Origin of the sequence: Prevotella sp. AGR2160 (assembly GCF_000424185.1) — a bacterium.
GTDB lineage: Bacteria > Bacteroidota > Bacteroidia > Bacteroidales > Bacteroidaceae > Prevotella.
The window spans coordinates 25,889-50,783 of record NZ_AUJK01000011.1 but is presented as its reverse complement, the minus strand read 5'-3'; the positions used below and the strand labels follow the sequence as shown (position 1 = coordinate 50,783).

21 protein-coding genes and 1 tRNA gene are annotated in these 24,895 nt (G+C 49.4%); 10 read left to right on the top strand and 12 right to left on the bottom strand.

All coding sequences use genetic code 11. The features are described from left to right. Positions 1-78: 78 nt before the first annotated feature. A complete protein-coding gene (locus G604_RS0108635; RefSeq protein ID WP_028910213.1) occupies positions 79-1,080 on the top strand; it encodes an iron ABC transporter permease in 1,002 nt (333 codons plus the stop codon). A gap of 349 nt (positions 1,081-1,429) precedes the next feature. Here the strand turns inward: G604_RS0108635 and G604_RS0108630 are convergent, their stop codons facing one another. The 4 genes from G604_RS0108630 to G604_RS0108615 all read right to left on the bottom strand — a co-directional run bounded on the left by G604_RS0108630 (position 1,430) and on the right by G604_RS0108615 (position 4,716). Beyond that, on the bottom strand, positions 1,430-2,842 hold the full coding sequence (locus G604_RS0108630; protein WP_028910212.1) for a Na+/H+ antiporter NhaC family protein: 1,413 nt from the start codon (positions 2,840-2,842) through the stop codon (positions 1,430-1,432). A 116-nt stretch (positions 2,843-2,958) separates the two neighbouring features. Then, a complete protein-coding gene (locus G604_RS0108625) occupies positions 2,959-3,411 on the bottom strand; it encodes a DUF4293 domain-containing protein (protein WP_028910211.1) in 453 nt (150 codons plus the stop codon). A 3-nt stretch (positions 3,412-3,414) separates the two neighbouring features. Continuing rightward, positions 3,415-3,783, bottom strand: a complete 369-nt coding sequence (locus G604_RS0108620) for a DNA-directed RNA polymerase subunit omega (RefSeq protein WP_028910210.1) — start codon at positions 3,781-3,783, stop codon at positions 3,415-3,417. 66 nt (positions 3,784-3,849) lie between these two features. Beyond that, the gene (locus G604_RS0108615) at positions 3,850-4,716 is read right to left on the bottom strand and encodes an outer membrane protein assembly factor BamD (protein WP_028910209.1); all 867 of its coding nucleotides are present in this window, start codon (positions 4,714-4,716) and stop codon (positions 3,850-3,852) included. Between the two features lie 173 nt (positions 4,717-4,889). Between G604_RS0108615 and G604_RS0108610 the strand changes: the two genes are divergently transcribed. Genes G604_RS0108610 through hisB form a run of 3 tightly spaced genes read left to right on the top strand, consistent with a single transcriptional unit; the run spans position 4,890 to position 7,704 of the window. Next, on the top strand, positions 4,890-5,651 hold the full coding sequence (locus G604_RS0108610; protein WP_028910208.1) for an RNA methyltransferase: 762 nt from the start codon (positions 4,890-4,892) through the stop codon (positions 5,649-5,651). Positions 5,652-5,684: 33 nt separating this feature from the next. After that, a complete protein-coding gene (locus tag G604_RS0108605; protein ID WP_028910207.1) occupies positions 5,685-6,614 on the top strand; it encodes a hypothetical protein in 930 nt (309 codons plus the stop codon). A 13-nt stretch (positions 6,615-6,627) separates the two neighbouring features. After that, positions 6,628-7,704: a bifunctional histidinol-phosphatase/imidazoleglycerol-phosphate dehydratase HisB gene (gene hisB, locus G604_RS0108600; RefSeq protein WP_028910206.1), complete on the top strand. Its 1,077-nt coding sequence runs from the start codon at positions 6,628-6,630 to the stop codon at positions 7,702-7,704. An 82-nt stretch (positions 7,705-7,786) separates the two neighbouring features. On the opposite strand, the gene spt is transcribed toward hisB, so the two are convergent. After that, complete coding sequence (gene spt, locus G604_RS0108595; RefSeq protein WP_028910205.1) at positions 7,787-8,974, bottom strand: serine palmitoyltransferase; 1,188 nt, start codon at positions 8,972-8,974, stop codon at positions 7,787-7,789. A 180-nt stretch (positions 8,975-9,154) separates the two neighbouring features. On the opposite strand from spt, the gene G604_RS0108590 reads away from it, so the two are divergent. Further along, entirely contained in the window at positions 9,155-10,183 is a 1,029-nt protein-coding gene (locus G604_RS0108590; RefSeq protein WP_051220321.1) for a diacylglycerol/lipid kinase family protein, read from the top strand. A gap of 85 nt (positions 10,184-10,268) precedes the next feature. Here the strand turns inward: G604_RS0108590 and G604_RS0108585 are convergent, their stop codons facing one another. The 3 genes from G604_RS0108585 to G604_RS0108575 are packed head-to-tail and all read right to left on the bottom strand — an operon-like array spanning position 10,269 to position 13,407. Beyond that, positions 10,269-11,213 carry a DMT family transporter gene (locus tag G604_RS0108585; RefSeq protein WP_028910203.1) on the bottom strand — a complete coding sequence of 315 codons (945 nt, stop codon included), beginning with the start codon at positions 11,211-11,213 and terminating at the stop codon, positions 10,269-10,271. 26 nt (positions 11,214-11,239) lie between these two features. After that, positions 11,240-12,010 (bottom strand): tRNA pseudouridine(38-40) synthase TruA, encoded by a 771-nt coding sequence (truA, locus tag G604_RS0108580; protein ID WP_028910202.1) that lies wholly within the window; start codon positions 12,008-12,010, stop codon positions 11,240-11,242. After that, positions 11,992-13,407, bottom strand: coding sequence for a ComEC/Rec2 family competence protein (locus tag G604_RS0108575; RefSeq protein ID WP_196801110.1), 1,416 nt, complete (start codon positions 13,405-13,407; stop codon positions 11,992-11,994). Before G604_RS0108575 ends, truA begins: the two co-directional genes overlap by 19 nt. A gap of 21 nt (positions 13,408-13,428) precedes the next feature. Between G604_RS0108575 and G604_RS15405 the strand changes: the two genes are divergently transcribed. Further along, complete coding sequence (locus G604_RS15405) at positions 13,429-13,608, top strand: hypothetical protein (protein ID WP_196801109.1); 180 nt, start codon at positions 13,429-13,431, stop codon at positions 13,606-13,608. 95 nt (positions 13,609-13,703) lie between these two features. Here the strand turns inward: G604_RS15405 and abc-f are convergent, their stop codons facing one another. After that, positions 13,704-15,494: a ribosomal protection-like ABC-F family protein gene (gene abc-f / locus G604_RS0108570; RefSeq protein ID WP_028910200.1), complete on the bottom strand. Its 1,791-nt coding sequence runs from the start codon at positions 15,492-15,494 to the stop codon at positions 13,704-13,706. 146 nt (positions 15,495-15,640) lie between these two features. On the opposite strand from abc-f, the gene rho reads away from it, so the two are divergent. Next, the gene (rho, locus tag G604_RS0108565) at positions 15,641-17,554 is read left to right on the top strand and encodes a transcription termination factor Rho (protein WP_028910199.1); all 1,914 of its coding nucleotides are present in this window, start codon (positions 15,641-15,643) and stop codon (positions 17,552-17,554) included. 116 nt (positions 17,555-17,670) lie between these two features. On the opposite strand, the gene G604_RS0108560 is transcribed toward rho, so the two are convergent. Further along, positions 17,671-17,743 (bottom strand) — tRNA-Pro (locus tag G604_RS0108560). An 86-nt stretch (positions 17,744-17,829) separates the two neighbouring features. Further along, a complete protein-coding gene (locus G604_RS0108555) occupies positions 17,830-18,357 on the bottom strand; it encodes a cob(I)yrinic acid a,c-diamide adenosyltransferase (RefSeq protein WP_155941900.1) in 528 nt (175 codons plus the stop codon). An 84-nt stretch (positions 18,358-18,441) separates the two neighbouring features. Between G604_RS0108555 and G604_RS0108550 the strand changes: the two genes are divergently transcribed. The 3 genes from G604_RS0108550 to G604_RS15255 are packed head-to-tail and all read left to right on the top strand — an operon-like array spanning position 18,442 to position 24,137. Beyond that, positions 18,442-19,686 carry a DUF5103 domain-containing protein gene (locus G604_RS0108550; protein WP_036905096.1) on the top strand — a complete coding sequence of 415 codons (1,245 nt, stop codon included), beginning with the start codon at positions 18,442-18,444 and terminating at the stop codon, positions 19,684-19,686. Beyond that, the gene (locus G604_RS0108545; RefSeq protein WP_081657721.1) at positions 19,683-23,969 is read left to right on the top strand and encodes a translocation/assembly module TamB domain-containing protein; all 4,287 of its coding nucleotides are present in this window, start codon (positions 19,683-19,685) and stop codon (positions 23,967-23,969) included. The genes G604_RS0108550 and G604_RS0108545 overlap by 4 nt, the downstream gene beginning before the upstream one ends. 6 nt (positions 23,970-23,975) lie before the next feature. Then, complete coding sequence (locus tag G604_RS15255) at positions 23,976-24,137, top strand: FeoB-associated Cys-rich membrane protein (protein ID WP_155941899.1); 162 nt, start codon at positions 23,976-23,978, stop codon at positions 24,135-24,137. Positions 24,138-24,314: 177 nt separating this feature from the next. Here G604_RS15255 and G604_RS0108535 read toward each other — a convergent pair whose 3' ends face one another. After that, the gene (locus tag G604_RS0108535; RefSeq protein WP_028910195.1) at positions 24,315-24,872 is read right to left on the bottom strand and encodes an NADH peroxidase; all 558 of its coding nucleotides are present in this window, start codon (positions 24,870-24,872) and stop codon (positions 24,315-24,317) included. Between the last annotated feature and the right edge of the window lie 23 nt (positions 24,873-24,895).

Genomic DNA, 24,895 nt, shown 5'->3' with positions numbered 1-24,895 from the left:
GTAGGTGACCGCCATTTGACGGCCACCTACTCTTTATCTTTTTAATACCCTCTTCGATTAACTTCTGTCGCCAGTGTCATGAACTCCTCACGTGTCAGTATCATACCCCTGATGGCCCTAGCGGTCATCGTACTCCTAATGCTAAACCTGCTCTTCGGCTCTGTCGCTATACCGATAAGGGATATCCTCCAGGTCCTTTTCGGCGGGACGGCTCAAAATCCCTCTTGGCAATATATCATCCTGGAGAGCAGACTCCCACAAGCACTGACAGCCATCCTCGCAGGAAGTGCGTTAGCCGTGAGCGGCCTGATGCTACAGACGGCCTTCGCCAACGCCCTCGCAGGCCCTGATGTCTTCGGTATTAATAGTGGCGCCGGGGTCGGCGTAGCGCTGGTGATGCTGGGGATGGGCGGGGGTGCCGTCGCAACAGGAGACTATGCAGCCATCATTATCGCCGCCTTTTTAGGAGCCATGACCGTGACGGCTATCATATTTGCCGTGTCGACTATGGTCAAAGACCACGTCATGCTCCTGATTATTGGGCTTATGACGGGCTATCTGGCCGGGAGTATCATATCCCTACTTAACTACTTTGCCACAGAAAGCGGTGTGAAAAATTATATGTTATGGGGAATGGGAAATTTCGGAGGCGTTTCTCTTGATGATATGCCCCTCCTCGCCATACTAATCATCATAGGGCTACTACTCTCCTTCCTCCTTGTCAAACCACTAAACACACTCCTCCTCGGCGCAGGCTATGCACGTAGCCTTGGCATCAATATCAAAAGAATACGAGGGTATCTACTGTTACTTACGGGACTCCTTACGGCCGTTGTCACAGCTTTTTGCGGACCGATCACCTTCATTGGGCTCGCTGTTCCCCACATCGCCAGATTGATCATTCAGAGTGATGACCACCGTCTCCTCATTCCCATGACAGCGCTCAGCGGCAGTGCACTGGCCCTCCTCTGTCTCTTGATCTCTACTCTTCCCTCCAATGGCACCATCATCCCCATCAACGCTGTCACCCCACTTTTCGGAGCCCCGGTCATCATTTACGTTATTCTTAGAAAAAGTTAGAATCACGACTTATTTGTCTCTCGCAGATTCCATTCTGAAACATTACGCAACAGTAACGTTAAAGAAGTAAAAAATCAGCCCATGAGATTAAACGAAATACCATCATTTACATCAAAACTATGAAACAAGTACAAGAGTAGTCTCATATAGGACAAAGCGTAAAGTTAAGTAAAGTAATACAGTAACCAACAAGAGTCCCCAAACTCTTGACCCATTTTGCTCAGAGGAATGCCATGAATAGTAAATGTGGCTGTTGTCACAGACATTAAAGTCCGGGTCGGTCGTGAGATCAATATCCGGACTTTTTTATTTTTCCTCACTGACAAAAACTGAGGTTCCTGCATATTACTTATCTATTCCGATAAATCTTATAACCTATAGCCGCCACGGTGATACTTACCAATGGCGCCAAAAGATTGAAGAAACAGTAAGGCAAATAGGTCAATGTCGGAACACCAAGCACTGTAGATTGTGTCATACCACACGTACTCCAAGGAATAAGCACGGAAGTAACGGTACTTGAATCCTCTATACTTCGGCTCAACAACCTTGGTTCATAGCCCTCATCTTTATAAATCTCGGAAAACATACTTGCATTGAGCATGATAGAAAGAAACTGGTCGGCAGCAGTGGCATTGAAGAAGATACCCGATACCACCGTAGAAGCCACGAGGCCCACACGCGTTCCCGTCAATGGAAGAATCAATTCCACGACATGCTGCAACATGCCACTGGCCTTGAGGACACCGCCGAAACAAATGGCACAAAGAATGATCCAAATGGTATTCAGCATGCCCTGCATGCCCCGTGTCGCCAAAAGCTCATCGACGGCTTTCACCCCCGTATGCACCTCCGTCGTCCCGAATCCACTCTCCATAGCACCCTTGAAGAGACTCAAAGCGCTATAGGGAGCACCGCTGATCTCCGTGAGTACCTGCGGCTGGAAGATCACAGCGAAGATTGCCGCCAACAGGGAAGAGGCAAAGAGGATGACGATGGCCGGCATCTTCCGGTAAATCATCCATGCTGTCACGAGGGGCACGATGAAAAGCCACGGCGTCAGGTTGTATTTCGAGGCTAGGGCTGTAGTGAATGTTACCGTGGATACATCCGTGGGATTCTGCGCCATGAAACCGGCGAAAAGGAAGATCACCAGAGTGATCGTGAATGCCGGGACCGTCGTGATGACCATATAACGGATATGGGTAAACAACGGCGTGCCACAGAGTGATGAAGCCAACACGGTGGTATCTGAGAGCGGCGACATCTTATCTCCAAAATAGGCGCCCGAGAGGATAGAACCGGCGATCCAACCGTCACTAAAACCTTCTGCACGACCGATACCCATCAAGGCGATACCTATCGTTGCCACCGTCGTCCATGAGCTTCCTGTCATGACGGAGACGATGGCGGAGATAACACAACTCGACAGCAGGAAGACGCGCGGATTGATGAGTTGCATGCCATAATAGATAAAGGTAGGAACAATACCACTCGTCATCCACGTTCCTGAGAGCATGCCGATGAGCAACAGGATGACGATTGGTGCACCAATACTCCCGATAGACTTCCCGATCTCTTCCTCCAGCACCTTCCAAGGCCGCTTGAAATAGAAGATGCTGATCATGGCGGCTATACCTGTAGAGAGGATCAGCACGAGCTGACTAGGGCCCGAGAGGGCGTCAATGCCATAGATATGAATGACCAATGAGAGGAAGGCCACCAAAAAAATGACAGGAAAAAGGGACCAAAAATACTTCATTTTAATGTCGATACCTTACTAGCTGTTGATTAAAATAAATAATGGATAATCGTAGCTTTACACCCAATTATCCATTATCTATTATCCATTATCTATTCTCCATTGTCCATTCTCCATTATCTTATTCTGTCCATGGACTTGATCAACTCTTCATCTTGCTTGATGCCATGACGGGCCATGAGGTAAAGGATGATATTGACAACGGGCAAAATAGCACTCCAATGAAACGTGAAAGAGCCTACAGCGGGGAAGACGGCGAAAGCTCGATAGCCTGCCACCACGGCCCAAAGCACACACAGAATGATGCAGAATACCGTCTCGTCCATCTGTCGCTTCCGGTCCTTGAAATCGAAAATCGACAACAGACAGACGACGGCACTCAGTATAAGGGCTCCACGGCCAATCCATCCCATGATCCCCGCACTCTCCAAAGGCAGTGTCGTAAACTCCGTCACGGCAACGGCTCCTGTCAGTGCCTTCGGCTCAAGGGTTCCCAAGGGAAGACAGAGGGTGAGGATGGTCAGGATCAACGCACAGAGCAGAAAAAGAGACTGCTTACGCTGTATCATCGCTTACAGATTATCCTCCTCACTCTTCTCTGCCTGAGCTTCCTCATTCTGCTGATCCTGAGAAGGATCACGCCAGTAGACATTACCATCCAGGAACTCCTGCGTGGCAAGCAAGGTAGGCTTCGGCAGTTTCTCATAGTAACGGGAGATCTCTATCTGCTCACGATTCTCAAAGACCTCCTCCAGAGAGTCATTATAAGAAGCGAACTCTGCCAACTTCTTGCTCAGGTCTTGTTTGATCTCTGCTGCGATCTGATTGCTCCGTTTCGCAATAATGGCAACACTCTCATAGATATTTCCTGTCTCCTTCCAGAGATCCTGAAGGTTACGGGTAACGGTGTTGACCGGTGCTTTTGACTTCTTGTAATCCATAAATATTTATTAGTACTAATCTTTCTTCGTAATTTTTGATGGCATGACACCTTCAAACTTTTTTATTTACTTCCCGAGCTCGTTCGTCTGAGTGTGATTAGCCAGATAATCCTGACAGCTCTTGATATATTTCTCCGCATTGACACGCTCCTTACTGTCCGGATACTGGTTTAGGAATCCGTAGCATTCATCCTCGGCATCCTGATAACGGTCATACTGCTTTGACTCCACACTCATACGGGCCAACTCATACTTGGCCTTCATGACAAGAATGGCAAAATCCTCGCGACGGTCACTATAGGGATAGTCATTGATCGCATTCTGTGCCGTCACAATGCAAGCCTGATAATTATTGCCGCCATTCGTACAATTGCCGAAATACGTGCCGAGATCGTAATAGAGCTTGGCTGCGTAATACTCCTTCGTCACAAGCTTATCCTGCAACTTCAGCAGACGATCCTGAGCCTGACTCTTATAACGGGCCTGGGGATAGAGATCAAGATATTCCTGAAAAGCCTGAATAGCCAACAGCGTCTGGCTCTGGTCCAGACGGGGCTCTGGTGTGGAACGATAGAGGCTCTCACCAACATAATACTCAGCGGCCTCGGCATACTGTCCTTTCGGATAACTCTGGAAATATTTCTTGAAATAATCCGATGCGGTCTGCCAGTCACCCATATTATGCTCGGCCATGGCCAACATATACAAGCACTCCTCACCGTTGTCGGTTCCTTTCTCGATCGTCACAAGTTCCTGAAGCAACGGAATGGCACGACTATATTTGCCACGGGCAAAACAGTCCTTGGCATATTCATATTTATAAGCGTAGTCTTGCGACTTATATACTTTGGCGGATTCCGGCGAACAGCTGCTGAGAGACAGTCCGAGCACGAAGGCTCCAAGGACGGAAACGATGAATGATCTTTTCTTCATACTCCTATCGTTTGAAGTGCAAAATTAATCACTTTTCTCCGATTGACAAAGAAAAGGAGGCAAATTTTCATTTTTTTTACGTCAAAAAGTCCTACGTCGAAAAAAATCTTGTCTTTTGAACGGGATTCGGAAGATTTTCCGTAAATTTGCAAGACATTAAAATGAAGAAAACGATGCTCAGTAAGGCGAAGATAAAATTGATACATGCCCTGCAACAGAAGAAGCAACGGCAACAGGAAGGACGTTTCGTGGCCGAAGGTCCGAAGGTAGTTGGTGACCTCATGGCCGTCATGCCGGCAAGCATTCTGGTAGCCACCGACAGTTGGCTGCAGGATCACGAGGGACAGATTCAGGCGGAAGAGATCATCTCCGTCACCTCCGATGAGTTGCGGAAAGTCAGTTTCCTGCAACACCCCCAGGAGGTCCTCGCCCTCTTCCCTTTGGCTCATAAAGACATCCCACTCCCCGACCCTACTACCGACCTCGTCCTCGCCCTTGACGGTGTGCAGGATCCCGGCAACCTCGGTACGATCATCCGTATCGCCGACTGGTTCGGCATCACAGACATCATCTGTTCCGAAGAGACCGCTGATGTCTACAATCCGAAGGTCGTACAAGCCACCATGGGAAGTATCGCCCGCGTCCGGTTGCACTACATGTCCCTGGATAAATTCCTCGACAATATCCCCAAGGAAACACCCATCTACGGCACCCTCCTCGACGGACAGGACATTTACAGTCAGCCGCTCTCGCCTTATGGCGTGATCATCATGGGCAACGAGGGCAATGGCATCTCACCGGCCATCGCCCGCAGGGTGACGCACCGTCTGCTCATTCCCAACTTTCCCGCAGGCCGCCCCACTGCCGACAGTCTGAATGTCGCCATCGCTACCGCTATCACTTGTGCGGAATTCAGAAGAAGAATGGAAGGCTAAAAAATCTATCGCGAGCTATAAAAACAGAAACCAATGATAACCATCCAACAAAATGACCGCAGCCTCACGGCCTGCATGCATGAGGCCATAGACACCGCACAGAAAGAATGGCGGCAGATTCTCCGTGCCTCCTGGCCCGCCGTGCTCGTCATGACCATTTTCGCCACGACAACACTGCTCTTCCGCTTGCCGAACAAGAGCCTCCACGACTGGGGACTGACGGCACCCACGGCTTCTTTCATCATACAGACCATCGTCTATACCGGCACGATCCTCGCGGCATTCTTCTATGAAGCCTCGGTGTTCCACCTCTTCCGCTCCGGTTCCCGTCGTGCCACCCTGTGGCGTACAACAAAAATGATGGTGCTGACATTGACACTCACAGGTGTCATCTTCTTCCTCGCTTTCTGGGGATTCAAGGAGAGCAGCATCTTTCTAGTGAACCATATCCAGCAACCTGCGGCTATTATCATAATAAGTGGCGTGGCTATTGTCTTGCTGGCGGTCGTCCTTTTCCTCATCGTGCCATTCAGCTATGTCTACACAAGATATATCCTTGACAATCAAGTAAAACTAAAAAACTATTGGAGTCTTTGGCGAACAGGATTAAGACGATGGGGACTACTCTTCATCGCATGGATTCTCGTCACTCTTCTACTGACGGTAACTACAGCCCTGACCTTCCTGCCGGCCAATATTCTCATCACGGCACAGACGATCTCACAACTCGGGGCTCTCGACGGCGACTCCCTTGGCACACCGGCCTACTTCCCCATTTTCGTCATCGTGTTCTCTGCCATCGCTTTCTTCTGTTTCTTCTACCTTGCGATGATCGCCCATTTCTTCCTCTTCAACCTCACAGCGGCTATCGACGCCCACGAGAAAGGAAAGCGGGAGATGACAGAGGCTGAGAAAGAAGAAGTAGAAGAAGAGAAGATTGAATTGGAAAATATAAAAATTTGATTATTAGAGAGATATGAAACCACAAAAAATCCTTTTCATCGACCGTGACGGTACCCTTGTAGAGGAGCCGAAAGACGAGCAGGTCGACGCATTCAGCAAACTGAAGTTCACCAAGGGTGTGTTCCGCAACCTTGGATTTATCCGCAGCCATCTCGACTTCCGATTCGTGATGGTCTCCAACCAAGACGGACTAGGAACAGACAGTTTTCCGGAAGATACATTTTGGCCTGTACATAATTTTATCCTCCAGACTCTCGAGGGGGAAGGCATCACCTTCGATGACATCCTCATCGACCGCCATTTCCCTGAGGACAACTCCCCCATGCGCAAGCCCGGCACCGGCATGTTGAAGGAATATATCGACAATCCGAAATACGACCTGAATGGAAGTGTCGTCATCGGTGACCGTGACAGTGATGCCGAGTTGGCCATTAACCTCGGTTGCAAGGCCCTCATCCTCGGTAAGGACGGACTGACATGGGACAATATCGCGGAACTCCTCTTCGCTGGTGAGCGGATCGCTGAGGTGAAGCGGACGACGAAAGAAACAGATATCGATGTTCGTGTAAATCTCGATGGAACGGGTAAATGTGACATCTCCACAGGCATCGGTTTCTTCGACCACATGCTCGAACAGATCGGCAAACATGGCATGATGGACCTGATGATCCATACAAAAGGTGATCTTAATGTCGACGAGCATCATACCATCGAGGATACCGGCATTGCACTCGGCGAATGTCTGCTCAAAGCGCTCGGTGACAAACGTGGCATCGAGCGCTATGGCTACTGCCTGCCCATGGATGACTGCCTCTGTCAGGTAGCTCTGGACTTCGGCGGACGCCCCTGGCTTGTATGGGACGCCGAGTTCCACCGAGAAAAGATCGGTGAGATGCCCACGGAGATGTTCATGCATTTCTTCAAGAGTCTCAGCGATGCCGCGAAGATGAACCTGAACATCAAGGCTGAGGGGACCAATGAGCACCATAAGATCGAAGGAATCTTCAAAGCCCTCGCCCGGTCTCTGAAAATGGCTGTCCGCCGGGACATCTATCATTTCGAACTTCCGAGTAGCAAGGGCGTGCTATAACGACAATGGGGGCGGCCAAATCTGGCCGCCCCCATTGTTATTCTATAGTGAGCTATAGCAATCTATAGCGAGCTATAATCTCTTATTTCAGCACTCCAACCTCCTTGAACACCTTCTTCAGGATCTGAACACCACGCTCGACATGCTCAATGTTGTGTGTAGCCATCAAGGAGAAACGAACGAGGGTGTCGGTCGGCGCACATGCCGGCGGGATTACCGGATTAATGAAAGCACCGTTCTCAAAAGCAAGTTTCGTCACCTCAAAAGTCTTATTGATGTCACGGACATAAAGCGGAATGATCGGGCTCTCTGTATCACCAATCTCGAAACCTTCCTCACGGAAACGCTTCAGCGCGTAGTTGGTTACCTCCCAAAGATGATCTATGCGCTCCGGCTCTTCCTGGATAATATGAAGAGCTTCCAGAGCAGAAGCCGTAGCTGCAGGCGTATCACTGGCGCTAAAGATATACGTACGACAGGTATGACGAAGGTAATTGATCGTCTCCTTATCGGAAGCGATGAAACCACCGATGGAAGCAAGAGACTTAGAGAACGTACCCATGATCAGATCTACCTCATCGGTGAGACCGAAATGATCACAGACACCACGACCCTGCTTACCAAAGACGCCGATACCATGAGCCTCATCAACCATGATAGAGCAATTGTACTTATGCTTCAGCCGAACGATCTCCGGTAAATTGGCCAGATCACCCTCCATAGAGAAGACACCATCAACAACGATGAGCTTGATGGCATCATGCGGAAGCTTCTTCAGCACACGCTCGAGATCCTCCATGTCGTTGTGCTTATAATGCAGCTGAGTGGCAAAAGACAGACGACGGCCATCCACAATAGACGCATGATCGCGATCATCACAGATGATATAATCACCACGACCAACGACAACAGCCAGCACACCCGCATTCACAGAGAAACCTGTAGAGAAACACAGGGCACCATCCTTATGGACGAACTCTGCCAACTCTTTCTCTAATTGAACATGGATATCCAGCGTTCCATTCAGGAAACGGCTGCCAGCACATCCTGATCCATACTTGTCAAGTGCACGATGAGCGGCTTGTATCACTCGCTCATCACCTGTCAGTCCCGTATAGGCGTTGGATCCGAACATCAGCACCTTATGACCATCCATGGTCACCTCCGGTCCTTGCTTGCTCGTGATCACCCGGAAATAGGGATATACACCAGCCTCCATATATTTCTGAGGCTCACGATAATTCTTGTATCTTTCTTCTAACTGTCCCATCTTTATTAAAATAGGTGTCTTAATTTTTTTCGTGATTTTATTTTCAAGGTGCAAAGATACAAAAAAGATTTTTTATATCCTACATTTTTAGTGGAAAGTTTAATTTTTGCAATTTTTTTGATTGACATTATCCTTCTATCGGGTATTTTTTCGTATTTTTGTCGAGCATATTAATTTATTATGAAGAAGCGTGTACTTTTTATCATGAACCCCATCTCCGGAACAGTGAGCAAAGCCGGTATACCGGCACTCATTGACAACTTACTGGACAAGGAGAAGTTCGCGTATGAGATTAAAATGACGGAATATGCCGGTCATGCCACAGAACTGACCCGTACCGCCGTTAAAGAAGGCTATGACATTGTCATCGCCGTAGGTGGTGATGGTACGGTCAACGAGGTGGCACGCGCCCTGACCCACGAGAAGACAGCCCTTGGCATCATCCCTTGTGGAAGTGGCAATGGACTGGCACGCCATCTACTACTCCCTATGCAGGTCAACAAAGCTATAGAAATTATCAATGCCTGTGAGATCCACGCCCTCGACTATGGAGAGATAAACGGATATCCGTTCTTCTGTACCTGTGGCATGGGCTTCGATGCATGGATCAGTCTGAAATTTGCCCAAAGTGGAAAGCGCGGTCCTATCACCTATGTGGAGAATGTCCTTCGGGAAGGACTGAAATACAAACCCGAGACTTATATACTGGAGGATGAGACAGGACAGAAAAGATATAAGGCCTTCCTCATTTCTATCGCCAACGCGTCACAATATGGCAACAACGCATGGATAGCGCCACAGGCAAGCATGAGTGACGGTCTGATGGATGTCATCATCATGGAGCCGTTCACCGTCCTTGAAGCACCTCAGATCAGTATCGATATGTTCAATAAAACGCTTGACAAGAGTTCACGCATCAAAACGTTTCGCTGTAAATCCCTGAAGATCCATCGTCAGAGTCCCGGCGTGATCCATTATGATGGTGATCCTGTGATGACGGGGGCTGATGTCAATGTAAAGATCCACGAAAAAGGCATCAATATCATTGTCAATCCCTCCGGAGACCGCCGTGTTCGTCAACCCAACTCCGTACAGACGGCCTTCGCTGAGTTCTTCAATGATCTCAACTCTATCCATGATGACTTCACGCGACAGAGTAAGAAAGTCGCCGCACTGAGTAAGGTCATCCAGCGGAAACTCAATTTGTAAAAGTAAAAAAGTAAAGAAGTAAAAATGTAAAGCTACCGCAGCGACTGCCTACGTTTACTTCTTTACTTTTTTACCTTTTTTACTTTTATTTCGATCCAATATACAGCAGTACCATGCTCAGCAAAACGAAGGCGAGATCCATCGCCTTCGACTTCAAATTTCGCTCATGGAAGAAGGCGGCTCCAAAGAGGAAGCTCACGATCACGCTGCCACGACGGACCATGGACACAATAGAAATCATCGCTCCCGGCAGACTCAGCGCATAGAAATAGACGAAATCTGCAGCGCTGAGGAATACGGAGATACCGATGATCGTCCAGTCCCAATGGAATGTCGTCTGCGGAAACAACGGATGTCCGCCACGGAACCGTGCAAAAGGCTTCTTTACGGCGATGAGCAGCACAACGCCCATCATCACCATCTGATAGATATTATACCAAGACTGTACGATCATACGGTCCAGTCCCAGTCCACCATCCTCCGGTTTTGCCATGAGATATTTATCATACAAGCCACTTACAGCACCAAGGACGGCAGCCAGCACAAGACAGAATACCCACCGGTTATGCCGAAAATCAATGCCTTCTTTCTTGCCACTTCGCGAAAGCATGAAGAAAGAAAAGATGGCCACAAGGACACCAGCCCACTGCCAGCCGTTCAAAGTCTCGTCGAAAACGAGAAGTGCTCCTACGAGAACCATCACGGGACGGGTGGCATTGATCGGGCCGACAATTGTCAACGGCAGATGCTTCATGGCGAAATAGCCGAAGACCCAACTGGCCAAGACAATACAACTCTTCAATACGATATATTTATGAATCTCCCATCCCCCCGTCGCAACATGAAAGATAGAACCGTTGAGCATATCCGTAGATGCGGAGAGGATGATCAAGGGCAGGAAGATCAAAGAAGAAAAGAGGGTATTGAGAAAAAGTACCGTGATCACGGCATTCCCTGCCAGCGCTTTCTTCTTAAAAGCGTCATAGAAGCCCAACAGGGTGGCAGAGAGAAAAGCAAGTATTAACCACATATTTTTATTATTTTATTTTCTATTCTCTATTCCATAGGCAAAGCGCCTTCTGGATAGATCACACGTTCGAGGAAGAGAGCATATCCGGGTACGCTCTCTCCTGCATCACTTCGTGTACCTCCTGCTAAAATACGACGGAAGTCTTCCAGACTAATCCGATGCCGGCCGAGATCAACAAGGGTACCAACGACAGCACGGACCATATTTCGTAAGAAACGGTTCGCCGCTATGGTAAACACCCACTGTTCATCGCCACCATCGACAAGACGCCGGTCCCAATGAGCCTCTGTGAGATCACAGATTGTCGTCTTACTGTCAGCCCCGGCCTTGCAAAAACACGCGAAGTCCTTCTTCCCTATTAGTAAAGCAGCTCCTTTATTCATCAGTGCGAAGTCAAGAGGATAATGCACCTCCCACGAATAATGCCGTAAAAATGGCGCTTTCTGTTGGTGGAGATAATAACGGTATTCTCGCTTGATGGCAGAGAAACGGGCATGAAGACTATCGTCGACAGCGACGACACGCCGAACAGAGATATCCCTGGGAAGGATGCGGTTCAGCCGATAGGCCAGTTGGAGTTCATCCAAAGTGTTATCCTTCCAATCAAAATGACAATACATCTGACGGGCATGCACACCGGCGTCGGTACGTCCGGCACCGGTCACGAGGATCTCACGGCGCAGCAGCAGACGCAGGGCATGCTCCAGCTCCTCCTGGACACTGTTGCTCTGTGGCTGTCGGGCCCATCCATGATAGTGGGTACCATCATAAGCGAATTCTATAAAATATCTTTGCATAATCCAGGGTGCAAAAGTACAAAAAATAAATGACAGATAAGAATCATCACCACATAAATTGCCACCAACTGCACCTCATTAATGCTAATACCCTCTATCGAGGCTCCCGGCAAAGCAGCAACCCCGCTGACAAAAAGGTTCATCATATGGGCACAGCCCGTTGTCAACGTCAGAAGCACCCCTCTTAACGGGAAAAGCAATAAGGCCGCAACGATGAGATAGAGGAGGATTGTGGTCAATGGGATGACGAGAAGATTCGTCAAAAAGAAGTAACAGGAGAAGCGATGAAAATAATACATCACGAGAGGGGCCGTAGCCAACTGCGCCGAAAAAGATACATACAAGAAAGCTAACAGACTCCGGATACTCTTCTCCTTACGCGTAAGGGTAAAACGATAACGCCAAGGACGTTCATAAGTACAGAGAAGATAACCTAAGGTAAGGATACCCAAGACAGCCATAAAGGAAAGTTGGAAACCAACATCCCAGAGAGAAAGAGGATTGATCAGCAATAGCATCCACAGAGCGAAAGCCCATACATTCAACGATACACCCTGACGGTGAAAAGTCTTCATCACCTGATAGACCGTCAACATCGTCGCAGATCGCAGTACGCTGGCCCCGCAGCCAACGAGAAAAGTAAATCCCCAGATGGTCAATAAGAAAAGCGGTAGCGTCCACCAATGAGGATGACGTCCCAAGAGCAATGTCAGAAGACCGAAGAGAATGCCAAGATGAAGTCCGCTCAAAGCCAGTACATGAGAAACGCCGGAGATAGAATAGGCATCACGCAGGGAAGTCCGCAACATACTCTTCTCCCCCATAGCCATAGCAGCGACAACGGCAGCCTCATCAAGTTCTTCTTGGGAGAGATGAGAAGATCCCGACGTATGTTGTAACCTTTGTGCCTCTACAGGAAAGATCTGCCGTAACAAGGCTGCTCTTGCCGTAAGTGCCGCCACCCGTAATCTGGAGATAAGAGACAATTGTTCCAATGACTGTGGACAAACCCGCCAGCCATCACTACGCACACTTGCCGTACCGATATAGCCATGAACGATCAGCCAACGATGATAATCGAAAGCGAGATGGGAGGAATGGAAAACAGATTGTCCCCCTCTCACAACCGTCCACACAGCAATACCATCACCAACCTGCCAAGGTAGGATCTTCTCCCTTACTGTCACGCGCAACAGATGACCGACAAAGGGTCCGCAAGTAACAAGGAGGTCGCAGCGTGAACGGCCCTCTTTCTCACTGACGGCAGAGACAACGACACCCCTGACCTCCTCTGCGTGACCCGAAAGAGGCGGATTCATCACCATCTCCTCATGCTGCACACAAGCAGCACCAATAAAGAAAGAAGCCATAAAGAGTGCAACTGTAGTAAGTTCCATCCATCCCTGTCGTAAGTGAAAATGGAAACCGGATTTAGTTTTCTCTATATGTCGATCACTCCTACACTGCGATATACCGGCGATGAGAAGGGAAAGGACAGCCAGCGAAAGCCAGGTAACGGCATGAACGTGACAGACAAGCTTGTCTCCCACGAGAATCCCTGCCACGCAGGCTATAGCGACACGAAGCAGCGGCACTAACTGAATCTTTCCATTATAACTCATTTTCAACCCTATTTGGCAGAGGCATGATCAATCATGTCCAAACCATAAATGGAACATGATCAATCATGCCCCTACTCTATTTCCGAGAGTTCCAGCCATCGCATCTCCTTCTCGTCAAGAGCATCCTTGATCTGCGGCAATCGCTTACTCTTCTCAGTCAGATCCTCGACGGAGAGCGTACCACTGCAGAGATCCTCCTCCAACTGTTTCTGTTCGGCTTCAAGAGCCTTAATCTCCTGGGTAAGCTGCTCATATTCCCGCTTCTCCTTATAGGTCATGCGGCGACGGGTATCATGATGGTAATCCTTCTTCTCCTCTTTCTTCTCTTCTTTTGTCTCAGCAGTTGCCTTCGGCTGCAACGCACTCCACTCCCGAAACTGCGTATAGTTGCCCGGGAAGTCCTTCACCACGCCATTGCCCTTGAAGACAAGGAGATGGTCAACAACCTTATCCATGAAATAGCGGTCATGACTGACGACGATGACACAACCGGGAAAATCCTGCAGATATTCCTCCAAAACCTGTAAGGTCTGAATGTCGAGGTCGTTCGTCGGTTCATCAAGGACGAGGAAATTAGGATTCTTCATCAATACCGTACAGAGGTAGAGCTTCCGCCGCTCACCACCGGAAAGTTTACTGACATAGTTATACTGTTCCTCAGGGGTGAAAAGAAAATACTGCAGAAACTGCGAGGCGGTCATCTTACGGCCTCCACCGAGATCGATATAGTCAGCAATATCCGTGATGATATCAATGACTTTCTTTCCCTCCTCAAACTTCAGTCCCTCTTGGGAGAAATAACCGAAACGGACAGTCTCACCGATATCAAAACGACCACTGTCTGGAGGTACGATCCCCAGGAGCATCTTAATAAAGGTAGACTTACCCGTTCCGTTGTTACCAACGATACCCATCTTCTCAAAGCGGGAGAAATTATAATAGAAATCCTTCAATATCACCTTCTCTCCACCATCAGAAGTAGGGAACGCCTTCGAGACATACTGGCATTCAAAGATCTTCGATCCGATATAGACATTGCTGGCTTTCAATCGTACCTGCCGCTCCTCAATACGCTGTTTGGCCACCTTCTCCAAATCATAGAAAGCATCCTCACGGTATTTGGCCTTATGACCACGGGCCTGAGGCATACGGCGCATCCACTCCAGTTCCGTACGATAGAGGTTCTTGGCATGCTGAATCTCCGCACGGCGGTTGTCCATTCGTTCCTGCCGCTTCTCAAGATAATAAGCATAGTTGCCACGATAGGTATAAATCTGCCGGTCATCGAGCTCAAGGATAAGGTTACACACACGGTCAAGGAAGAAACGGTCGTGAGTAACCATCAATAACGTCTTGTTGCCGCGCATGAGAAAGCCTTCCAGCCATTCGATCATCTCCAGATCAAGGTGATTCGTCGGCTCGTCAAGGATAAGCATATCCGGTTCATTAATCAGGGTGTTCGCCAGTGCTACGCGCTTCTGTTGTCCTCCGCTGAGCTGTCCCATGGGCTGTTGAAGGTCCTTGATCTTCAGCTGTGTAAGGATCTGTTTCGCCCGCAGCACTTTCTCGGGGTTACCTTCGTGATTGAAACAGGCATCAATGACAGTCTCAGCGGGATCGAACTTTGGGCTCTGTTCGAGATAGCCAACTTTTAAATCCCGCCGATAGATAATATCACCACTCTCATAGCCCTCTTGGCCCGTGAGCACAGAGAGGAGCGTCGACTTACCTGTTCCGTTACAGGCAATCAGTCCAACCTTCTGGCCTTCTGCCACGGAAAAAGAGATATTTTCAAATAACACTTGTGCTCCAAACCGTTTTGTCAGGTTCTGCACATCCAAAAAAGGGATTTCCTTTGCCATAATTTTCTATTTGATTGCAAAATTAATAAAAAAATTTGGAGTTCTCAATAATTTTAATTACATTTGCACTCGGTTTTCAAAACCAATTCATGTTTCCGCTCGGAAACAAACATTCTCAACTAGAAAAATTCAGATACACATTTTAAATGTATAGCAAAGAAGATTTACTATCTAAAAGTATCTCCGATCTCGAAGATATTGCTAGTCAGTTGCATGCAGAGTATAATCCTGATGATGATCAGGAGCATATCATTTATGCTATTCTCGACAAACAAGCAGCTGAGGGTGCCAAAAGTGCCAAAAACACACCAAGAAAGAAAATGAAAACAAAGAAACAAGTAATTGAAGAGGTACTTGCTCAATTTCCCAAACACCGCGGAAGAAAGAACAAGGCCGAACTGGATGCTATTAATGCCGCCCTGGTAAAATGGGAAGCGGAACAAAACGGTCAAGCTGTTAATTCCTCTTCCTATCAAGAAGGAGAAGAACAGGACGAAGAGAAGAACAAGGGTGCTGAACAGATGGCGAAGGAGCAGAAAGATACTCTTGAGCCTCAACTCCCCTTCAATGACCATGATGTTCCGCCTGAAGCCCAGTTTGCTACCGGCAATAGCGATGCGACGGCACAGTCTCAAGAGATGATTCAAAAGCTCCAAGAGAAAGTTGCCGAACATCATGAAACGGTAGGCGGTACGTCAATGCCGGAACAAGGCACCGACAATGAAGGTTCACCTGAAGAACTCACACCCAATGGTGTCTGGGCCGGTGATCCCGGTGACGGCACAGACTTCATTCCCGTCGTCGATCTTCCCATTGAGGATCAGGCAGCACTGCCCAGTTATGATATGCTCGACCGGCCTATCCTTCCCCAACAGTCTGCGGAAACGTCCTATCGGGATATCGCCAATACAACGGCAGAACCGGAAGAGGAATACGATTTCTCTGATCTGATTAAGTCTACCGGTGTATTGGAAGTAATGCCTGACGGCTATGGATTCCTCCGTTCCAGCGATTACAACTACCTCTCTTCCCCTGACGATGTCTACGTCTCCAATAACCTCATCAAGCGCTATGGCCTGAAAACCGGTGATGTGGTCAGTTGTCACGTACGCCCACCTCATGACGGTGAGAAATATTTCCCGTTGACGAGCATTGACGAGATCAACGGCCGCCAACCTGCTGAAGTCCGTGACCGTGTGCCTTTTGAACATCTTACGCCACTCTTCCCGGATGAGAAATTCAATCTCTGCGGTGACCCGAAGACAACGAATCTCTCTACCCGTATCGTCGATCTCTTCTCTCCGATCGGTAAGGGTCAGCGTGCCCTCATCGTCGCACAGCCAAAGACCGGTAAAACGATCCTCATGAAGGATATTGCCAACGCCATTGCTGCCAACCATCCGGAAGCTTATCTGATGATGCTCCTTATCGACGAGCGCCCGGAGGAGGTGACAGATATGAGCCGTACCGTCAACGCCGAAGTGATCGCTTCTACCTTCGATGAACCGGCAGAGCGTCACGTCAAGATCGCAGGTATCGTCCTGGAGAAGGCTAAGCGTATGGTAGAATGCGGACATGATGTCGTCATCTTCCTTGATTCCATCACTCGTCTTGCACGTGCCTACAACACGGTGGCACCGGCCAGCGGTAAAGTTCTCACCGGTGGTGTCGATGCCAATGCCCTGCAGAAGCCGAAACGCTTCTTCGGTGCCGCACGTAATATAGAAGGTGGAGGTTCTCTGACTATCATCGCTACCGCCCTCATTGATACAGGCAGCAAGATGGATGAAGTCATCTTCGAGGAATTCAAGGGTACAGGTAATATGGAGCTTCAGCTCGACCGCAGCCTGAGCAACAAGCGTATCTTCCCGGCCGTCAACCTCGTGGCTTCCAGCACACGTCGTGATGACCTGCTGCAGGATAAGACAACGCTCGACCGAATGTGGATCCTTCGTAAATATATCTCCGACATGAATCCTATTGAGGCCATGAATGAGATCCATGGACGTATGGCCCGGACAAGAAGCAACGAGGAATTCCTCCTCTCAATGAACGACTAAACAAACAGACACTTGCAGGGGCCGCCACAAGGGACGGCCCCTGCATTTAGAAAACACTTGCGCGAACAACAAAAAAGCGGCTGAGATATTTATCTCAGCCGCTTTTTAAGAAAAAGTCGGGATTACTGGACTCGAACCAGCGACCTCGCGCCCCCCAGACGTGTGCGCTACCAACTGCGCCAAATCCCGCTCTTTCCGAATTGCGAGTGCAAAGGTACAAATAAATTCCGTACCATCAAAACTTTTCTGCCTTTTTTATTGTTAATTTATTTTAATCACCCCTTTACGGATACGGCAAGGATAAAGAGATAATCGCTCAACCGGTTGAAAAACTGCATCATAACGGGATTGATCTCCTGATGACTGCTGAGGCCCCATAATCGTCGCTCTGCCGTACGTGCCTGCGTTCTTGCGAGATGAAAGGCCGCATTGACAGAGTTTCGACCCGGCAAGTCGAAATGAAAGGCCGGCATTGTCGTGAGTTGATCCATGCGCCGCTCCATCTCCGCGGTAAAGTCCTCATACAGTTTCTCGTTCAAAGGCTCCTGTCCTGAGGCAGCAATATAAGCCATAACGGCCATCAGTGAACTCTGTATACTATTTATAAAAGCGATCTCTCCTCCGTAGGTTCCTTCCTCACCGATCTGCTCACGCAGCATCGCCTTTGCCATGCCAAGGCGGGCGTTGAGTTCATCGATCTGTCCGTTGACCTCTATACGCTCATCTTCTTTGGGCACACGCTCCCCCAGCCTGAGGGATGTGGTGCCTTGATCTCCCTTTCGGGTATATATTCTCACTGTCATGATGCAAAAATAAGAAAAATATTCAAGAATATGTTTGTCCAATTTGGAAATCGCTGAATTTTTATGTACTTTTGCACAATGAACATGCGATCACACCTTATTATATATAGTCTCTTAGTCCTTCTGACGGCAACTACCGTCCGCGCACAGGAAAAGGAGATACTCTCTTCCTCTATCCGCTCTGTTACGGTAATGGCCGGCGAACAGTGGACGAAACTGCCTATCATTACACTGGGCAGTGGAGACGTCGTAAATATCGCATTCGATGATATGACCCATGAGTATCATCGTTATACTTATCAACTCGAACATTGCGATGCTGACTGGAAAACATCAGAAGATCTCTTCACCAATGACTATATGACAGGCACCAATGAAGACAACACCATTGATGATGTCACCACATCCGAAGGGACGAATCATCTCTATACTCATTATGTCCTATCCATCCCCAACGACCGCTGTCAGCCAACGATCAGCGGCAACTATCGGCTGACGGTCTTTGATGATAACGACAATGACCGTCCCGTTCTCCGTGTCTGTTTCATGGTATCAGAAGAGTCAGCCAAGATAGGGCTGTCCATGAATACCTGTACGGATATCGGCTGCAACACCTCCTACCAGCAACTCTCCATGGGCATCAACTACGGATCGCTGGCCATCACCGACTGGCGCCGTCAACTCCGTGTCGTCGTCCTGCAGAACGGCCGTTGGGATGAGGCTGTTGTCAATCCTGAACCGCAATATGTGAAAGCCGACGGACTGAGTTATGACCATAACCGACAGTTGATCTTCAATGGCGGTAATGTTTTCCGCAAATTTGAACTTCTCGATGTCACTCACACCTCCATGGGTGTCGATCAGATGACATGGGACGGTAAGGAATATCACGCATGGGTCGTCGCCGACAGTCCCCGGCCGAACTATGTTTATGATGAGGCTGCTCACGGCAGTTTTCTGATCCGCAACTCAGACAACAACGAGAGTGATATCACCTCAGAATATGTCCTGACCCATCTCACCCTGCTCTCCCCGCATCTTCCCGGCCATATCTATGTTGCCGGCTCATGGACCTCCCCACGTTGTTCCGATGCGTACGAGATGAAATGGAATGAGACGAAGAAATGTTATGAAGGCTCATGGCTTCTGAAACTCGGCTATTATTCCTACGAGTATGTGTGGGTCAATGAACAAGGACGGAAAGGCCCCGTTCCTTCGGAGGGAAACTATTATCAAACGGCCAATGACTATCAGGTGCTCGTTTACTATCGCGGCAACAGCGACCGTACAGACCGCCTCATCGCCACTTATCAAACTACGAAGCCATGACAGCTATCAAACATACCATACGTGTGACGATCTGGGTTATCGTCGCGCTATTCCTTACCATACCCCTTCTCTTCCACGTTCCTGCCGTACAGCGGTGGGTAGGGAGCACGGTGGCCCATGCGCTCTCTGAGAAGTTCGGTACAACCGTGACTGTAGAGCGCGTAGATCCCGGACTCTTCAATAGACTGATCGTTGACCACCTCATGATGCTTGACCAACAGGGCGATACACTGTTGGCCGCTAACCGTGTGGCCGTGAAGGTAGATATCCTTCCCCTTTTTCAAAATCGCATCTCCATCTCTTCAGCTCAGCTCTTCGGCCTCGACGCACGACTGAGCAAGGCCAACGCGACGGCAAAGCCCAACTACCAGTTTGTCCTCGACTCACTGGCCTCGAAAGACACGACAAAACATACCCCACTAGACCTGCACATCAGTACGTTGATTCTCCGCCACGGCAGTATCCGTTATGACCGCCATGACAAAGCTCTCTCGGCTTCCTTCAATCCCAACCATCTGTGGCTGAGAGAGATCTCCTCACATATCGTCATACCGAGAATCACCGACAACAGCGTCACCGTGGAAGTAAAAAAACTGTCCATGCGCGAACAGTCGGGCCTTGACATCCGGAAATGCCATGTGCTGTTCACTACCACCAAAGGTCAAGACACACGCATTGAGCATTTCGCCCTTGAGCTACCTCACTCCCAACTGACGCTGGGGCCCGTTCGTATCGATAATAGTGGCCACTGGCAAGGGGACATACTCCCCTCCGTAGTGACGCTGAGCGACCTCAAGCCTTTCCTCCCCCAGCTGTCCCATTTTAAGACTCCTCTTCATCTCGCCGTCCGGCTCCATGGCAACAAAGACGGCATAACAGCGGAGCGGCTGCACCTTTATACGGCTAACGGCCTCTTTAACCTGTCCATGAACGGTAGTGTACGTCATTTCAAAGCACCATCCTGGCAGGCAGAGATCAGGCATCTCACGGCCAGTGGCAGTACCATAAAGTTCATCTTCAACGACCTGGGCAAGCAATTACGTATTCCTGAAGCCATAACACGTCTGGGAAATGTCTATTTCCAAGGACAGGTGGCCGGACGCAGTCCACGTACTCCCGCAGAGCGTGGCCGTTATACCGGGCTCGCCGCTCTCTCCGTGAATGGTGTCCTTCACAGTTCCGCCGGTAATGCCCACCTCAATGCCTGGCAGCGCGTGCAACAGTTCGGCGCCCGTCTGCAGACCGCCCACTTCGATATCGGAAGAGTCCTCGCCAACGACAAGCTCGGAACACTGGCCACAGCCATCACCATCTCGGGAACCTTCACGCCCCGGGATTATCCCGACATGACCGCCCGCGGCCTCATCAGCCGGTTCACCTACGACGGCTATACATACCGCGACATCAGCCTCAACGCAGTCTTGCATCGGCAGATTCTATCCGGAAAGGTGACCATCAACGATCCCCGTGCTTCTTTCCATGCCGAAGGACATTATGCCCTGCCGACAAGAACTTACACCCTGACGGCGATGATCAACCGGTTGATGCCGGGAGAGCTGTTGAAGGAAAAAATCCCTGAGCCCTCATTCGCCCTGAAGGACATCCTTCTCCGTACGGAGCATGACGGTTATCACACCTCCTTGCAGGTAAAAGCACCCTTCGCTGACGCAGAGATCAGCGGTCATTACAACTATACCGATCTCGTAGCAAGTGTGATGACCATCATCAAGCATCATCTGCCTACAGCTCCGGGGCTCACCATTCCGAAGCAAAAGCCATCGGCAGCCTACACCTTCCATACCACCATCACTGATGACCACTGGCTTCATGCGCTCTTCGGTATTCCCTTGCGCTTGAACGGAACAACCTTTCATGCCGAAGGTCTCGTCGATACGCACTTAAACCGTATAGAACTCATAGCCGAGGCTCCGTCCTTACAATGGAAAGATACGGAATTGAAGAACATCAACGTCACAGGGCATACAGTGGACAACAGTCTGCGTTGTACAGCATCTGTAGCTCTGGCTTCCGGTCCCTCCTTCACCCTCCATGCCGATGCAGCCAAGAACCGGCTAGGAGCGTTGCTCGACTATAACAACGGCTCTACGACAACTCCGATCCGTGGCAGTCTGTCTACCCATACCCAGTTCTACCGGAGTGAGAGAGGGCGTGATGCCGCCCATATCGTCATCCATCCCAGTGAACTGATGATCAAAGATACTACCTGGAACATCGAACCGGGGGATATCCTCTTTGAGAAAGACCGGTTACAGATCGATCATTTCGCGCTCGGAAGGGGTAACCAGCATATCATGGTCTCCGGACAAGCAACGAACAACGCCCAAGACTCTGTCTTTGTCGATCTGCAACAGGTCGATGTCGACTATATTCTCAATCTCGTCAACTTCCATTCCGTCGACTTCGGAGGCAAAGCGTCCGGACGAGTTTATATCACCTCTGCCTTCAGACATCCGGAGGCTGCCGCAGACCTCCGCGTGGAAGACTTCACATTTGAGGAGGGAGAGATGGGTACGCTACAAGCCCATGCCAGCTATAACCAGGAGAAAGGACGCATTGAACTACAGTCTACAGCGGTGGATGGTCCCGGGGCTACAACTCATATCAACGGCTACATCTCTCCGGCCCATGACGCCATCAATCTCGCTATTAAGGCTGATGGTACGCCGTTGGCGTTCATGAACTCTTTCGGCTCCGGCTTCCTGAGTGATGTCAAGGCAAAAGGCTATGGAGAAGTGGACCTCGTCGGTAAACTCAGTGCCATCAACCTCGTGGGTGATCTGAACGCCACAGGCTCCCTCCATATTAAATCGACGAATACCGACTATTGGCTGGACCATGCACCCATACACTGTATCCCCAACGAGATCATCTTCACCGGCGACACCATCAGAGATATCCAAGGCCACAAGGGCCTCGTCACGGGTGCTATTCATCATCATAACCTCGCCAGACTGACTTACGATCTTCAGATCAATGCCCAAAACCTGCTATGCTATAACCGTCCCACCTTCGAGGACGATAGTTATTGCGGTGTGGTATGGGCCACGGGAACGTGCAAGATTCATGGTGTCAGTGGGGAGACGGACATCGACATCCACGTCCGTCCCGAGAAAGGTTCTGTTTTCAGCTATAACACGGCCTCTACCGGAGAGGTCGGGTCAAGTGATTTCATTCACTGGAATGATGCCACGCCAAAAACGGACACAATTGTTACGGACAACGGGTTACAACGTGACAATGTGCCTGACATTCCCAGTGATCTGCATATCAACTTTCTCATTGATTGCACACCAGACTTAACCCTGAAAGTAATCACGGATCCTACGACCAACGACTATATATCACTCAACGGTGAAGGAAGTATCAAGGCGAACTGGTTTAACAAAGGCAGCTTCGATATGTTCGGCAACTACAATGTTGACAGAGGAATCTACCGACTCACCGTTCAGAATGTAATCCGCAAGGACTTCCATTTCCAACCCGGCGGTACCATTGCTTTCGGCGGTGATCCCTTCAAGGCGGCACTGAATTTGCAGGCTGTCTATACCGTCAACAGTGTCCCGCTCTCCGACCTCCAACTCGGAAATTCTTTCTCGAAGAATAACATCAAGGTGAACTGCCTGATGAATATCTCGGGGACAACGGGACAGCCACATGTCGACTTCGGCCTTGACACGCCGACCCTCGACAATGACGCCCGACAGATGGTCTTCTCGGTCATCAATGGTGAGGAAGAAATGAACCAACAGGTTCTCTACCTCCTGGCCGTCGGCCGTTTCATGACCCAGGGCAGTAACAACGCCCTCGCTGAACAGAACCAACAACAGAGTCAGACGTCGCTGGCTATGCAGAGTATCCTTTCCGGTACGCTCTCACAACAGTTGAATAATGTCCTCTCAACCGTGATGAACAACACCAACTTCAATGTCGGTGCCAATATCTCTACGGGTGACGAGGGATTCAACAATGCGGAGTATGAGGGCATCCTCAATGGTTCTCTCTTCAACAACCGCTTGCTCTTCAACGGACAGTTCGGCTACAGGGACAGCAAGAATAACGCATCGCCATCGTTCATCGGTGATTTCGACCTGCGTTATCTTCTCACGCCTAACGGCAACTTCGCCATCCGCGTATACAATCAGACGAACGACCGCTATTTCACGCGCAACAGTCTGACAACGCAGGGCCTCGGATTCATCATCAAGAAAGACTTCAATGGATTCCGGGACCTCTTTAGGAAAAGTAAAAAAGTAAAAAAGTAAAGAACTATGACAATACAGTACATGATCGTGGGCATAATCGTAGCTTTGGCTGTGATCTATGCCGGTTACAAGGCTTATCAGGAAATCAAGGAAAATATCCGATATAAAAACTATGGCTGCGCCGGCTGTCCCTTCTATGAGAAATGCAGTCGCAAGAAAAAGAAATAAAACAAAGCTTTTAACAATTGTACAGACTATCTGTACAAAGCGTACCAAGCGTTGGTACGAACTGTACGGATGCTTGGTACGCTTTTTTTTTGATGTGGCGGAACAGGATAAATCATGTTCCGACGATAAAGAGACAAATAACTCCCCTCCCTTTTGGGGAGGGTTGGAGGTGAGGCCTTATTTAAACAGTCTCTTATAGAGTCCGGCGAAGCCTGCAGCATGACGGGCCTCATCCTTAGCCATCTCATGGATGGTGTCATGGAGCGTGTCGTTACCCTCAGCCTTAGCCTTCTTGGCCATCTCGAACTTCTCCTTGCAAGCACCCTGCTCAGCAACAATACGAGCCTCGAGGTTCTCCTTCGTCGTGCCGAGAACATCACCGAGGAGCTCAGCGTAACGGCTGGCGTGGTTAGCCTCCTCGTAAGCATAGTGCTCGAAAGCACGGGCTACCTCAGGATATCCCTCACGGTCTGCCTGACGGGCCATAGCGAGATACATACCTACCTCACTGCACTCACCGGCGAAAGTATCCTTGCAGTGCTTGATGAGCTCCTCGCTGACACCCTCCTTATAGGCGGCGCCGAGGTAGTGAACCGTGGCGAGGTCGAGATCGGTATCGACATCCTCCATCTCCTTGAACTTGCTCTTAGGAGCCTTGCAGATAGGGCACTGCTCAGGTGCTTCGGTGCCTTCATAGATGTAACCGCATACGGTACAAATAAACTTCTTCTTCATAATGCTTTTGGTTTAAAATGTTA